This window comes from Cupriavidus sp. FW305-46 (assembly GCF_058787075.1).
On record NZ_JBYSZI010000106.1, the window covers coordinates 1 to 13,064 of the forward strand.

16 protein-coding genes are annotated in these 13,064 nt (G+C 67.3%); 3 read left to right on the top strand and 13 right to left on the bottom strand.

The genetic code is table 11. The annotated features are described in order from the left end of the window. From AC3WON_RS30020 to AC3WON_RS30065, 10 genes are all read right to left on the bottom strand, one after another. A partial coding sequence (locus AC3WON_RS30020; protein WP_492353366.1) for a DUF350 domain-containing protein occupies positions 1-313 on the bottom strand: 313 nt, incomplete at its 3' end. 62 nt (positions 314-375) lie between these two features. Next, the gene (locus tag AC3WON_RS30025) at positions 376-1,101 is read right to left on the bottom strand and encodes a hypothetical protein (protein ID WP_492353367.1); all 726 of its coding nucleotides are present in this window, start codon (positions 1,099-1,101) and stop codon (positions 376-378) included. Between the two features lie 6 nt (positions 1,102-1,107). Then, positions 1,108-2,283 (bottom strand): glutathionylspermidine synthase family protein, encoded by a 1,176-nt coding sequence (locus AC3WON_RS30030; protein WP_492353368.1) that lies wholly within the window; start codon positions 2,281-2,283, stop codon positions 1,108-1,110. Further along, positions 2,283-3,677 carry a saccharopine dehydrogenase NADP-binding domain-containing protein gene (locus tag AC3WON_RS30035; protein WP_492353369.1) on the bottom strand — a complete coding sequence of 465 codons (1,395 nt, stop codon included), beginning with the start codon at positions 3,675-3,677 and terminating at the stop codon, positions 2,283-2,285. Before AC3WON_RS30035 ends, AC3WON_RS30030 begins: the two co-directional genes overlap by 1 nt. A gap of 189 nt (positions 3,678-3,866) precedes the next feature. Next, positions 3,867-4,811, bottom strand: coding sequence for a formimidoylglutamase (gene hutG / locus AC3WON_RS30040; protein ID WP_492353370.1), 945 nt, complete (start codon positions 4,809-4,811; stop codon positions 3,867-3,869). 2 nt (positions 4,812-4,813) lie between these two features. Continuing rightward, on the bottom strand, positions 4,814-5,575 hold the full coding sequence (locus tag AC3WON_RS30045) for an amino acid ABC transporter ATP-binding protein (protein WP_492321519.1): 762 nt from the start codon (positions 5,573-5,575) through the stop codon (positions 4,814-4,816). Beyond that, complete coding sequence (locus tag AC3WON_RS30050; RefSeq protein WP_492321518.1) at positions 5,572-6,240, bottom strand: amino acid ABC transporter permease; 669 nt, start codon at positions 6,238-6,240, stop codon at positions 5,572-5,574. The genes AC3WON_RS30045 and AC3WON_RS30050 overlap by 4 nt, the downstream gene beginning before the upstream one ends. 18 nt (positions 6,241-6,258) lie before the next feature. Beyond that, positions 6,259-7,014, bottom strand: coding sequence for a transporter substrate-binding domain-containing protein (locus tag AC3WON_RS30055; RefSeq protein WP_492321517.1), 756 nt, complete (start codon positions 7,012-7,014; stop codon positions 6,259-6,261). A gap of 80 nt (positions 7,015-7,094) precedes the next feature. Beyond that, positions 7,095-7,889, bottom strand: a complete 795-nt coding sequence (locus tag AC3WON_RS30060) for an IclR family transcriptional regulator (protein ID WP_492321516.1) — start codon at positions 7,887-7,889, stop codon at positions 7,095-7,097. Between the two features lie 134 nt (positions 7,890-8,023). Next, positions 8,024-8,683 carry a methyltransferase family protein gene (locus AC3WON_RS30065; RefSeq protein ID WP_492353371.1) on the bottom strand — a complete coding sequence of 220 codons (660 nt, stop codon included), beginning with the start codon at positions 8,681-8,683 and terminating at the stop codon, positions 8,024-8,026. 146 nt (positions 8,684-8,829) lie between these two features. Between AC3WON_RS30065 and AC3WON_RS30070 the strand changes: the two genes are divergently transcribed. Continuing rightward, the gene (locus AC3WON_RS30070) at positions 8,830-9,153 is read left to right on the top strand and encodes a nucleotide pyrophosphohydrolase (RefSeq protein ID WP_010811417.1); all 324 of its coding nucleotides are present in this window, start codon (positions 8,830-8,832) and stop codon (positions 9,151-9,153) included. Between the two features lie 284 nt (positions 9,154-9,437). Next, positions 9,438-9,956: a lecithin retinol acyltransferase family protein gene (locus AC3WON_RS30075; RefSeq protein ID WP_492321514.1), complete on the top strand. Its 519-nt coding sequence runs from the start codon at positions 9,438-9,440 to the stop codon at positions 9,954-9,956. 2 nt (positions 9,957-9,958) lie between these two features. Here AC3WON_RS30075 and AC3WON_RS30080 read toward each other — a convergent pair whose 3' ends face one another. The 3 genes from AC3WON_RS30080 to AC3WON_RS30090 form a co-directional block, all read right to left on the bottom strand. Beyond that, positions 9,959-10,831, bottom strand: coding sequence for a hypothetical protein (locus AC3WON_RS30080; RefSeq protein WP_492321513.1), 873 nt, complete (start codon positions 10,829-10,831; stop codon positions 9,959-9,961). 226 nt (positions 10,832-11,057) lie between these two features. Beyond that, on the bottom strand, positions 11,058-11,561 hold the full coding sequence (locus AC3WON_RS30085; RefSeq protein ID WP_492321512.1) for a DUF2938 domain-containing protein: 504 nt from the start codon (positions 11,559-11,561) through the stop codon (positions 11,058-11,060). Continuing rightward, positions 11,554-12,444, bottom strand: coding sequence for a class I SAM-dependent methyltransferase (locus AC3WON_RS30090; protein WP_492353372.1), 891 nt, complete (start codon positions 12,442-12,444; stop codon positions 11,554-11,556). The genes AC3WON_RS30085 and AC3WON_RS30090 overlap by 8 nt, the downstream gene beginning before the upstream one ends. Before the next feature lie 74 nt (positions 12,445-12,518). Between AC3WON_RS30090 and AC3WON_RS30095 the strand changes: the two genes are divergently transcribed. Next, positions 12,519-12,953 carry a helix-turn-helix domain-containing protein gene (locus AC3WON_RS30095; protein WP_492353373.1) on the top strand — a complete coding sequence of 145 codons (435 nt, stop codon included), beginning with the start codon at positions 12,519-12,521 and terminating at the stop codon, positions 12,951-12,953. Positions 12,954-13,064: the final 111 nt, after the last annotated feature.

Here is a 13,064-nt window from a genome sequence, read left to right on the forward strand (position 1 = left end):
TTGCCTCACCAACACCCCCCAAGGCCCGCGCCACCACCAGATAAGCCAACACCTGCACCGCAAACGCCCCAAACGCCCACAACAAAAACATCCCAAACGTAGCGTTGTGCTGAATGCTCGACGACAACGTCAGCGAGAACCCCAGCACCGCACCGCCCAGCGACAACGCCGCAGCAACATTCCCCTCGCGGATCAGCTGGAATTCCCGATGCGGCGTCACCCGCGTATAAACCAGCAGGAACAGCCCCAGCATCGCAAAGCTGGTGACGATATAGATCAGGTAGGCAAGCGCCGGGTGCATGGCATTGACCATAGGTTGGACTCGTTGTCAGTTGTCAGGGATGTAAATACGACATGGCGATCGGCAGGCGGCACTCATCCGCCGCCGGAGCGTCCGGAGCTGCCGAAGCGGCTGGTGAAGCCGCCGCGCGATACCACCGGCGCGCGCGATACCGCCGCGGCGCGCATGGACAGGCCCATGGAGCGTCCGCCGCTGAGCGAGCTGCGGCGTACGGTGGCTTCTTCCACCATCGCGGCGTGCGGGGTGGCGTTGGTGAAGGATTGCGTGCGCGTGCCGGTGCTGTCGTAGACGTTCATCGGGCGCAGCGGGCCGGCGGACATGTCCCGCTGGGTCTGGGTGCCGTTGGGGTGGTAGACGGTGCCGCTGGAGGTGTAGTACGGGCCGTACCAGCGCGCGTAGTACAGGCTGCTGCCGTGGCTGGTGCCGGAGCCGCCGGTGGCGGTGTCGCTGGCGGATGCGTTCAGGCTGGAGCTGTAGATCGTGCTGGGGTCGTCGACCGGCACGCTTTCGCAGTCGTTGGGGGTGTTCCAGTCGGCTTCGCAGTCTTCCAGCGTGGCGTAGCTGGCGCGGCGCACGGTCACGCCGGGATCGTCGTCGGCGTCGTCGCTGCAGGAGCCGAGTGCCGCCACGCCGGCCACCACGGCGCAGGCGCCGATGATCCACAGCGTGGGCGAACTGCGTTTCTGCTCGCCCGCATAGGGCTGCGGCTGCCACGCGGACCTGGGCGATCCCTTTGGCTTGGGCTGGTACGGGCTGCCGTACTTCGACGGCTTGCGACCGTTGTTGTTCTTCTTTGCCATCGGTCCTTACTCGTTCATGAAGTAGTGTGGAACGAAGAAACTGGTGTTCTTGGCGATGGGCCCGGATTCCTCGCGCACGCACAGGCCGCTGGGCACGTCGTCGACAATCCATACGCCCAGCGTGGTGTAGCGGCCGTCAAAGCGCCGCGCCGGGGAATAGGCCTGGTAGATGAAGCCTTCGGCGCCGTATTCGCCGGGGTTGTGGACGTGGCCGCCTTCCGGGGTGGCCAGGGTCACGCTCTCGCCTTCGCGTGACAGGAAGGGCTTTTTGGCGTGCGGCTGACCGGCGAAGTGGCTGGGGTCGAAGCTGGCTTCCAGCAGGTTGGGATGGCCGGGAAAGAGCTCCCACAGGATCGGCAGGATGGCCTTGTTGGACAGCACGGCCTTCCACGGCGGCTCGACCCAGCGCACGGGGCTGTGTGGCAGCTGGTCGCGGTAGTCGGAGGTGGCCATCCATTCCCACGGATAGAGCTTGAAGACGACTTCCATCGGCACGTTGTCGGCGTCATAGAACTTGCCGCGGCCGTCGGTGCCGATGTCTTGCAGGTCGACCAGCTTGACGGACCAGCCGGCCTGCAGCGCGGTGTCCATCAGGTACTCGGTGTTGCAGATGTCTTCCTGGCTGTCGAACATGCACGCAAGGTGCAGCAGGCTGGCGTTGCGGTAGTGCTTGCGCAGCCATTGCCAGCGCGCCACCAGCGCGTCGTGCAGGCTGTTGAACTGGTCGGCCTGGGGCTGCACGGTGTCTTTCCAGTACCACTGCGCGACGGCGGATTCGATCAGCGAGGTCGGGGTGTCGGCGTTGAACTCATACAGCTTGGGCGCGCCGTGCTGGTCCAGCGTCATGTCGAAGCGGCCGAACAGCGTGGGCTCGTCGCGGTCCCAGGAGGTGCGGATCAGTTGCGCGAAGTCCTTGTCGATTGCCAGGCGTGCGAACAGGTCGTGGTCGATCACGTGCTGCACGGCTTCCAGGCAGCGCTGGTTCAGGTCGTACGCGGCGGCATAAAGCGTTTCGATCTCCTGCTTGCTGAAGGCGTAGGCCGCATCTTCGCGCCAGTAGAAGAAGGTGTTGTCATCGACTTCACGCGGGACGTTGAACTCATCCAGCGAATGGAAGTGGAAGCCGACCTTCTCAAGTTCGCGCGGCCAGTTGCGGCGCGGGGTCTGGGGGATGCGTTGCATCAGCAGGCGAGTGTCAGAAGAGAGGGATCGGGCTGGGCCATGGCGTCGTCCAGCAGGAAGTCGGTAAAGGCGAGCGCGCTGGCGCCGGGCCGCGGCAGCCAGTCGGTGAACTGTACGCTGAGCGGTGCCCACCAGTGCGCGGCATCGGCCAGCACGGGGCGGAAGTCGAGCGCATCGGATTCCACCACGCCGCGCGCCGGGTTGGCCAGCATCCACTGCATGGCGGCGATCAGGCTCGATGCTACCTGCAGGCTGGTGGCGGTGTTGTACGGCGCCAGCGAGCGCGCGCGTTGGGTGGAGAGGCGCGACCCGTACCAGACCGCGCCATGGCGGCTGCTCATTAGCAGCACGCCGAGTTCGTCCTCGCCGCACTGGATCTCGTCGCGCAGGATGCGTTCGCCGCGCATGCGCGGGGCGGCGCGGTCGTCGAGCCATTGCATCGAGGTCTGCGTGGCGGATGTCGGGCGGTAGGCGTAGTAGACGGTGGGGCGGTACAGCGGCTGGCCGGCAGGCTGGTCGGTCAGGTATTCGGCGATCGAGATCGATTCGTTGTGCGTGATCAGGTACGCATCGAACGGGCCGTGCACCGGCGACCATGACCGCACGCGCGTGCGGTGCCCTGGCCGATCCAGTGCGATGGCCGCGCCGCTGCCGTAGCCGTGGCGATAGCCATCGGGCGGCAGCGCGGGCTCATGGCTGCCCCAGCCGAGTTCGGCGTCCTGCAGGCATTCGGTGATAAAGCCTTCGGCCGACCAGGTGTTGGCGAACTCGCCGTCGCGCGGATAGCCGGGGGCTTGCTGGCTGTCGTACTCGGCGACCTGGATCACGCGCACGTCCAGTGCCCGCGCTAGGGCAGCCCAGCCGGCGCGGTCGTGGGGCTCGGGCTGATTCAAGCCGATATTGCCGGCCAGTTCCATCAGCGCGGCCTTGACCAGCACCGAGACCAGCCCAGGGTTGGCGCCGTGCGCCACCAGCGCGGTCGGCTGCGTCTCACGGCCGCGGGCGAAGGCCAGCATCTCGTGGCGCAGCGCGTAGTTGCTCAGGTGCGAGGCCTGCGGGTCGGCCTCATAGTCCCACGGTTCGATGCCGGCATCGACATAGAACGTGCCGTGCGCCTGCGCCAGCGCGATCAGGTCGCGGCTGCAGACGGACGGCGCCAGGTTCAGCAGGAAAGTGCCAGGCCGCAGCAGCGGGCCCAGCATCGCTTCAAAGTTGCCGGCCGTGATGGTGGCTTCGATGGCATCCAGCCCGTGGCGGGCGGCCAGTTGCTGGCGCGCGGCGTCGAGCACGCGGTCCACCACGGTAATCGCTGCCCGCGGCCAGGTTCGTTCCAGCAGCGGCAGCACGGCCTGGCCGATGCAGCCAAAGCCGACGATAACGATTTGTTCGATCACGCAGACCCTTCCGCCCGTAACCGGCGATGGGCGGCCTGGGGCGCGGCAAGACGGCCACGCCGGCGCAGGACTGCCCTCGCCTCGCTTTATCAATTCTGATCGGAATCGCTAAATGTAGCGAAGGGCAATACTATAGCCGGGCGCGGCTGGTGCCAACCGCCGCGCGGCTTGGGGGGCGTGACCTGCCTGTCAGCCGAACAGGCGCCAGGCCAGCCGCGCCGCCACGCGCGCGCCCTGGTGGTCGCGGTCGTACTGCGGGTTGTACTCGGCCAGGTCGGCCACGCGCAGCTTGCCGCTGCGGCGCGCAAGCATGGCCACTTCCTCCACCACCGGCAATGGCACGCCATAGGCGGCGGGTGCCGACACGCCCGGCATCACGGCCGCGGGCAGTGCGTCGAGGTCGATGGTCAGGTACACGTGGTCCGCGGCGTCGATGCACGACGCCAGTTCCGCGAGGCGCGTTTCCAGGTGGCGCTCCTGCATGTCCACGTCTTCCACGTAGCTGACGCACAGCGCGTCCGCGCGGTTGAACAGCGCCGGTGTGTTGCTGAGGCGGCTGACGCCCAGGCAGACATAGTCGAACGGCTGCCCGCGCTCGGCGCAGGCGTTGGCGATCTGGTCGAACGGCGTGCCGGAGCTTGCGGGCCGGCTGGTGCGCAGGTCGAAGTGGGCGTCGATATTGATGATGAGCACGCGCCCGCCATCGTCCTGCGCATCCAGGTGCGCGCGCAGGCCTTGCCACGTGCCCCAGGCCACTTCATGGCCGCCGCCGAGCACCAGCGGCAGCCCGCCGCGCGCCAGCACGTCGCGCACGGCGCCCGCCAGCGCCAGCTGGGCTGATTCCAGGTCGCCGTCGTCACAGCTGACATTGCCGGCGTCGTATAGCGCGGGCAGCCCGTGCGCCGGCACGTTGGCCAGCGCCTGGCGGATGGCGTCGGGGCCGTGCGCGGCGCCGGGACGGCCCTGGTTGCGCAGCACGCCGGCGTCGCAATTGAAACCGAGCAGCACCGGCGCGCCGTCGAGCGGCGTCACGTCCGCTGCTTCCAGCGCATGCACGATGCGGAACAGGCGCGTGGTGTCGCCACGCTCGCCGTCGTCGACACGGCCCTGCCAGAGGTTCTGGGTCACAGCCATCGTCACGCCCGCGTCAGCACGGCCTGCAGGAAGCCGCGCGTGCGTTCCTGCGTCGGCGCCGAGAAGATGACCGACGGCGGCCCGGCCTCGATGATGCCGCCGCCATCCATGACCACCACCACATCGGCCACTTCGCGGGCGAAGCCCATTTCATGGGTGACCACGACCATGGTCATGCCTTCGGCGGCCAGCACCTTCATCACCTGCAGCACTTCGCCCACCAGCTCGGGGTCCAGCGCGGAGGTCGGCTCGTCGAACAGCATTACGCGCGGCTCCATGGCCAGTGCGCGGGCAATGGCCACGCGCTGCTTCTGGCCGCCGGACAGGCTGGCGGGCATGGCGTGGGCCTTGTGCGCAAGGCCAACCTTCTCAAGCAGGCCCGTCGCCTTGCGCTCGGCTTCCTCGCGCGAGGCGCCGCGCAGCATGCGGGGACCCACCGTGACGTTGTGCAGCACCGACAGGTGCGGGAACAGGTTGAACGACTGGAACACCATGCCCACTTCGGTGCGCAGCTGGTTCAGCTCGTGCTCGCCGATCAGCTGGCCGTCGGTCACCAGGCGCTTGCCGACGATGTCGATGGTGCCGGCCTCGGGTTGTTCCAGGCCGTTGCAGCAGCGCAGGAAGGTGCTCTTGCCCGAGCCGCTGGGGCCGATCACGACCACGACCTGCGACGGCTCCACATCGAAGTCGATGCCGCGCAAGACGGTATGGCCGCCGAACGATTTGCCCAGGTTCCGGATCCGGATGATTGCGGAATCGCTCATTGCACCATGCCTCCCATGCGCAGCCGTTGTTCGGCGCGCCGCAGGATCAGCCCGGCCGCGCTCGTCAGGATCAGATAAACCAGCGCGATCGCCAGATAGACTTCCAGCGACCGGTACGACACGCTGATGATCTTCTGGCCCTCATGCATCAGGTCGGCAATGGTCAGCAGCGACACCAGCGCCGAGTTCTTGATGAGGGCGATGAATTCGTTGCCCAGCGGCGGAATCATGCGCACGATGGCCTGCGGCAGGATCACCGCGCGCATGGCCTGGCCGGACGACATGCCGATCGAGCGCGCGGCTTCCATCTGGCCCTTGTCCACGGACTGGATCGCGCCGCGGACGATCTCCGACACATAGGCGCCGGAATAGATGCCCAGCCCGATCACGCCGCACACAAAGGCCGGCAGCAGGATGTTGAACTGCGGCAGCCCGAAGAACAGCAGGAACAGCTGCACCAGCAGCGGCGTGCCGCGGATGAAGGTCACGTAGGCGGTGCAGATGCCGAAGATGAAGCGGCGCTTCGGGTCCAGCCGGCCGATGCCGACCAGCAGGCCCATGACGCAGCCCAGCACCAGCGCGCAGGCCGTCACCTCCACGGTGATGACGGCGCCGTGGACGATGTCATGCCAGCCGGCAAAGACAGGAGAAAAATCCAATTCCATGATGATGATCCGCGCGGCTTACTTGGCGGCCGTGCCGAACCATTTCTGGGTCAGCTTGGCGTAGGTGCCATCGGCCTTCACCTTGGCGAGTGCCGCATTGAGGGCGCGGGTCAGCTCGGGCGTGTCCTTGCGCACGGCCATGCCGTATTCCTCGGTGGTCAGTTGCTGCTCCACCATGCGCAGGCCGCCGCGGGTCTTGACGTACTGCATCGCGGCCGGCTTGCCGGTCACGGCGGCATCGGCGCGGCCGATCTCGACCAGGTTGAACATTTCCTGGTTCTTCTCGACTTCCACGCGCTGCACCTGCGGATACGTGTCACGCAGGAAGCTGACCGACTTGGTGCCCACCTGCACGCTGACCTTCTTGCCGTTCAGGTCGGTCGGGGCGTGGACGGTGGTGTTGCCGCTCTTGACCAGCGCCACCAGGCCGCCGACGTAGTACGGCTCGGTGAAGTCCACCACCTTGCGGCGCTCGGGGGTGATGTAGATGCCGGACACTGCCATGTCGAAGCGGCGCGAGACCAGCCCCGGGATCAGGCCCTTGAAGTCGATGTCGGTCCATTCGACCCGCTTGCCCATGGTCTTGGCCATGGCCTCAACCAGCTCCACGTCAAAGCCGGTGCGCTTGCCGTTCTCGATAAATTCCATCGGCGGGAAGGTGGCGTCGGTGGCCACGCGCAGCACGGCATTGTCCTGCGCGTGCGCGGCGGTGCCGAGGGTCAGGGCGGTCAGGGTTGCCAGGCCGGCCATCAGGCATTTGCGACGAAGGTTCATGGAAGTCTCCTATTCTCGGGAACGAGGGATCTGCCGTCGCATGGATTTGCCGACGGCGGCGGTAACGAATTGCTTGGTATTCAGTAAGACTGCAGCCGCGCGGAAATCCGCATCGCCGCTGCCACGGTCATGTCGATCAGCGCGGTCTCGCGCCCTTGCCGCCGCGTGGCCGGCACCATCAGCGTGATGGAGCCCAGCGCATCGGCCTTGCTGCGCCGCGAGAACAGCGGCGCGCTCACGCCCCACACGCCCGGATCCACCTCGCCCTCGCTGACGGCGTAGCCGGTCTCGCGAATGGCGCCCAGCTCGGCCAGCAGCCGTTCGGCTTCGCCTGGCTCGCACTGGGCCCGGACCAGGCGCTCGCGCGCTTCGTCGCGCATGAAGGCCAGCAGCGATTTGGCCGATGCACCGGCGCGCAGCGGCACGCCGCGGCCCTTCTCGAACGAGCAGCGCAGCGACTGGCGGCTCTCCACCATCTCCAGGCACACCACGTGATCCTTGACGGCGACGACCAGGCCCACGCTTTCATCGGACTGCTGCGCCAGCAGCTGCATGTCGGGCAGGGCTTCGCGCGCCAGATGCGAGGCCATGTCAAAGCCAAGCGCCAGTTGCAGGCTGATCGGGCCCGGCGCGTATTCGCCGTCGGACTCCAGCACGAAGCCCCAGCGCTTGAGCAGCATCAGCTGCCGGTAGAGCGTGCTCTTGGGCAGGCCCGTCTTGGCAACCAGCTCGCGCACCGTGATCGGCGCGCCGTGTTGCGCCAGCGCCGCCAGCACGAACAGCACGCGATCGGCACCGCCCGCGGGCTGGGCGGGTTCGGCAGGCGCGGAGGTCGCGGGCTTCACGGCGGTGGGGTTGTCGACGGCATTCAACATAGGGCCCAAGAATAGGACCTGATTCCCAGAAATCAAAACAGAGAGTCCCGGAAAATGGGAATGAATGACTAGGGATAACCCTTGGTGACTGGCGATTTGATCCGCCAAGTGCGCGGGGCGCCGCTGCGCCGCGCTCAGTAGATGCCCGGCAGCATGCGCCAGGTCCGGTCGCAGTACGACGCGTATTCGTCGCCAAACTGGTCGCGCAGCAGCGCTTCTTCCGCCCGGATGCGCGCCAGCAGCACCGGCACCATCAGCAGCGTCAGCACCACGCCCACGCCGGAGCGGAATGCCAGTACCCATCCCAGCGAACTGACCAGGAAGCCGAGGTAGCTCGGATGCCGGATCACGCCATAGATGCCGGTGGTCACCAGCGTGTGCCCCGGCTGGATCGCCACCAGCCCGCTGAAGCGCCGCCCCAGCACGAACACCGGCCACAGCCGCAGCACGCCGCCGCCGGCAAACAGCGCCACGCCGATCCAGCGCATGGTGTCGCCATCGAGCGTCCAGAAGCCGATGCGGTCGGTAAAGGGCGGCAGGTACGCCGCCAGCAGCCCCAGCACGCCAAACACTGCCAGCACCCAGCGGTTGCCGCGGTCCTCGCGCATGCCGCTGCTGATATTGCCGCCGGAGAACAGTGCGGCGATGGACAGGGCGAACAGGACCAGGGTCAGGGCCACGCGCGCCGGGTGCGCGAAAAAGGGGGCGATGCCACCCCAGCCTGCAATGGCGATGGCCAGGTAGGCGAGCGTGCCGGCGAGAGTGGCAATTGCCAGACCGGGAGTCGGGCGCATGGGGAACCTCCGTTGCGGCGGTGGATGCACAAGCGAAGGGTAAGCCTCAGGCGGCCCGGGTGTCGAGGGCGGCCGGGTCGTGATTAAATCTGCGTCTTGCGCCGGCGCATTGCCGGCGCGCTGTGAACCGCTTTTGTCACACCATCATGCCCCTGATCGACATCAAGAACCTCCAGCAAGCCGCCCAAGACTTCGGCAAGGCCCGTAACTGGGGCAAGTACCACAGCCCCAAGAACCTCGCGATGGCGCTGAGCGTGGAGGTGTCCGAGCTGGTCGAGATCTTCCAGTGGCAGACCGACGCGGAATCGCGCGCCATCATGTCCACCGACGAGCGCGAGCATGTGGAGCAGGAGCTTGCCGATATCACCATCTACCTGGCGCAGCTGGTGACGGCGCTGGGCGTGGACCTGGACGCGGCGATCCGCGCCAAGATGGAGATGAACGCCAGGAAGTACCCGCTGCCGGAATGAGCCGCCCGGCGCAGGGTGTGTCGCCGCCATAGCGATGCCTTGCCGGCGGCTTGATGCTTTGATCAATGGATCGTGGCGGTGCTCGGAATTTGATCATTTGATCAAACCGGCCGAGCCCTGTTTCTGCGATGCGCGGCCGCTCGGCATCGGGCCGTATCTCGCATCCCTCGCTTCGCCCCCCTTCATGCAACGCCCACACCACTAGGTGCCCACCTCACCCGTCACTGGCACGCCCCATGCAGTCATAGGGCATGGCCCGACAGAGGCCTGCAACGGAGACGGTGATGGCATCCCTCGGTGAAACGACGAAGACAACGGCGCAGGCCACCCACAGCCCGCACGTCCTGGCATCGCGCCTCGCCGCCGATGCAGAGCCGCCCCTCGGCGCACACCTGGTCACGCCGCGTCATGGCTATGCACACCACGGCATCTACGTCGGGCGTGGCATGGTGGTGCACTACGCTGGCTATTGCCACCGGCAGCAGCGCGGCCCGGTGGAAGAACTGAGCCTGGCCGCCTTTGCTGCCGGCCATGGCATCACGGTGTTGGGCACGCCGATGGCGCGGTACAGTGCCGCTGAATCCGTCGGCCGCGCCCGCTCACGGTTGGGCGAGGACTGCTACCGCCTGCTGACCAACAACTGCGAGCACTTCTGCATGTGGTGCCTGTACGGCGAAAGCCGCAGCGGGCAGGTGCGGCATTGCCTGATGCATCCACTCAGCGGCCTGCGCCTGGCAGCGAGCATGCTGCTTTGCTGGTGCAAGACTGCGGCCGCGCCTGCGTGGGACGGCGCGACGGCGTGAGCTCACGACAATGGCCGGCTCCCCGTCAGGACGCACAACAGCAGCACCCCGTTCAAAGCGAGCAGTCCGCTCACCAACAGCACGATGGGCGGCGCATCCCGAGTCCGCTCGCGCAGGCGGGTGACCCCCGGCAGCCACTCGCCTCGCGTACGCCGGGACCAGCAGGCGATGCCCGCGCCGCACATGCCCAGCCACGCCAGCGTTCCCAGCGATGCCCAGCCGCGTGGTTGCGGCGCCGGGATCGGACGAATGGAGGCTTGCTGGAGCGTCGGGCCGGAGGCTCTTTGGATCACCACAGGGGGCGCCTGAATCCCCGCTTCTGCCAATGGCTCTGACGGTGGTGGAGCGGGGAGCGGCTCCGCTGCCGGTTGAGTCGCTGGCGTCGCTAGCGTCGCTGGAGGTGGCGCGACCGCTGGCCGCGAGGCCTCGACCCTGACCGCAGCCTGCTTGTTCCTCGACGCCTCCCGCGCCCGCGCCGCCGGCGGCGTTGGTTGCGGCGCGGCAGCCCGCGGCGGTTTCCTGGCTGGATGCCGGCGCCAGCTGGCAAAGACCCGGTCCAGGCATGCCACCGACGTGCAGGCATCCCGGCGCTCCCGCCAGGCGGCGATGTCGCTCCCTTGGATCGCGCCGGCGCGCAGCCGGCGCTGCTGGTCTGCATGGATGCGCTCGTGTTCGTGCTGGAGCATGGCGTGATCGCAGATCAGGTCGCCGGCGTGTGGCACTGAATGCAGGCAGGACGTGCCGGCGGCGAGCGGATCGTCGCAGCGCGAAGGACGCAGCGTCGTCTTGCAGGCGATATCCGACGCCTGCGCACTGGCAGCCAGCAGAAGACCGAACGCGATGCACGCGGCCAGACGGCCCGAAAGCCTTGTCATCCTGTCGCCCGTGGATGGTGGGGATCGTCCGGCGCTGAAGCGGGCGCCGATGGACTTCTATTCTGGAGCGGCGCCAGCAATCTACGGTTCGATAGCCCACAGAAGCGGGCGGCAAACTTTTGGGCGCGGTCTCGGATGCCTGGCTGAGGCCATATATCCGGAGAGCCGCGGAAATTTCTCCTCTACCTTGGATCTGACAACGGCAGCCTGCCGCTGTGCCCGCTTTTCAGATCACTACCAGACTCACGACCCAACCTGCCACATAGAGCCCCAGCCCGAACACCGCATGCGTCACCAGGCTATGCACCCGTGCCACGTTTGGCCGCGGCGTGCGGCTCGCGGCGATGCCGGCACCCATCGCCGGCTGCATCAGCAGGAACGGTGCGGCCACACTAACGATGCCGACGAGCAACGCGGGCGCCAGCGTCGGATGACGCGCCCAGTCGAGTCCCCATAGTCCCAGCAGGATGGCCGCGAACACGATGCCGGTCAGGTAATGCGCGATCCAGCCGATCCCGCGCTCGCCGCGCACCGGCGGCGATGCGGCGATGGGATGGTGGCAAAGGCGTCCTCGCGGCAGCCATGCGAGCCAACGGCCAACTAATCCATAGTCCAGTGCAGGCACGCCCAGCAGCCGCTTGCGCAGGATGGCCCAGGCGTCCATCACCAGCGTTGCGCCGGTGCCGATCACGATTGCATTGAACATGAGCGCCACCGATGTATCAGGCATGGGCAGTCTCGCCGGCGGTCAGTGATGAAGCCGCAGCGCGGGCGGTGATCATCCAGCAGGCAGCGGTGTAGCGCACAGTTGCGCGATGAACGTAAGGCTCGAATGCTGCGCGAACGGTTGCGACGACGCTGGCGCGTGTGCTTGCATCGGCCTCGCGCAGGGCCAGTCCGACGGGACCCAGGCGGGACAGGTAGTCCACCAGCGCAGGCTCCGGCAGCGTGCAGGCGAAGTCGATCGGCTCGACATCGATCCCGGTCCAGCCGCCCTCTTCCAGGATGGCATGCACGTGCTGGCGGTCGCCGAAGGCGAACTGCCCCGGCGCCCCCGGCTGCCGCCGCGGCAGGTTGGACAGCAGCGGTGCGGCCGCTCGCTCGGCGGTGGTCATGAACGGATTCTCTGCGGCGCTGCGCCAGGCGATGCAGTGGAGCGTGGCATCCGGTGTTGCAGCCCGGCGCAGGTTGGCAAAGGCCCGCACCGGATCGCTGAAGAACATCACGCCCAGGCGCGACACGATGCTGTCGAAGCTTGCTGGCGCGAAGGCATAGTCCTGCGCGTCGGCGCGAATAAAGCTGGCGGTCGAGCCGCCGTGCTGCGCGCGTGCCCGTGCAGCGGCGAGCATCGGCTCGGAAATATCGATGCCGGTGCATCTGCCCTGCGCGCCGAGCCTACGCGCCAGCGCGATCGTAGTGCTGCCGGTGCCGCAGCCGACATCGAGCACATGCTGCGCGGAAGTCTTGCCGACCGTATCGACAAGCAGGCCTTCCAGCGGCCGGAACATGTCGTCGAGCACCGCCTGCTCCGCGACCCAGGCATGGCCGGACGGGCCGTTCCACAGGGCGGCCTGGTCGCCGCCGTTGCTGCTGGTCTGCTGTTGCTCACCCATGGTTGTATCCCCTTGCACGCCGTCCTGGCATGGAAGCTACACTGTGCCAGTTCAAGTCAACTTGAGGTCAAGCGGTGACAAGCCTGGATATTGCGGAAGTGGCCCGGCAGGCTGGCGTGCCGGCCTCGACGCTGCGGTACTACGAGGAAAAGGGGCTGATCGCGTCCATCGGCCGGCGCGGGATGCGGCGCATGTTCGATGCCGGCGTGCTGGATCGGCTGGCGCTGATCGCGCTGGGGCGTGCCGCCGGTTTCTCGCTGGATGACATCGCGCAGATGTTCTCGCCACAGGGGCAGCCGAACATCGACCGGCAGGTGCTGGCGGCCAAGGCGGATGAGCTGGACCGCACCATCCGCAAGCTGACTGCGATGCGCGACGGACTGCGGCATGCGGCGGTTTGTCCGGCGCCAAGCCATATGGAGTGCCCGACGTTCCAGCGGATCCTGCGGGCGGCGGCGTCGGGGGCGATTGGCGGGAGGAAGCATGCCCACGGGCTCCCAACGCACTGACGCTCCGCGCTGAACAAGCGTTTCGAATGGCCCCTTTTTGGGCTCTACGGAGTTTGGCGGGACCATTCTCCGCGGAATTTGCGGAGATTAGCTTTAAGGATGGGGCCGGCC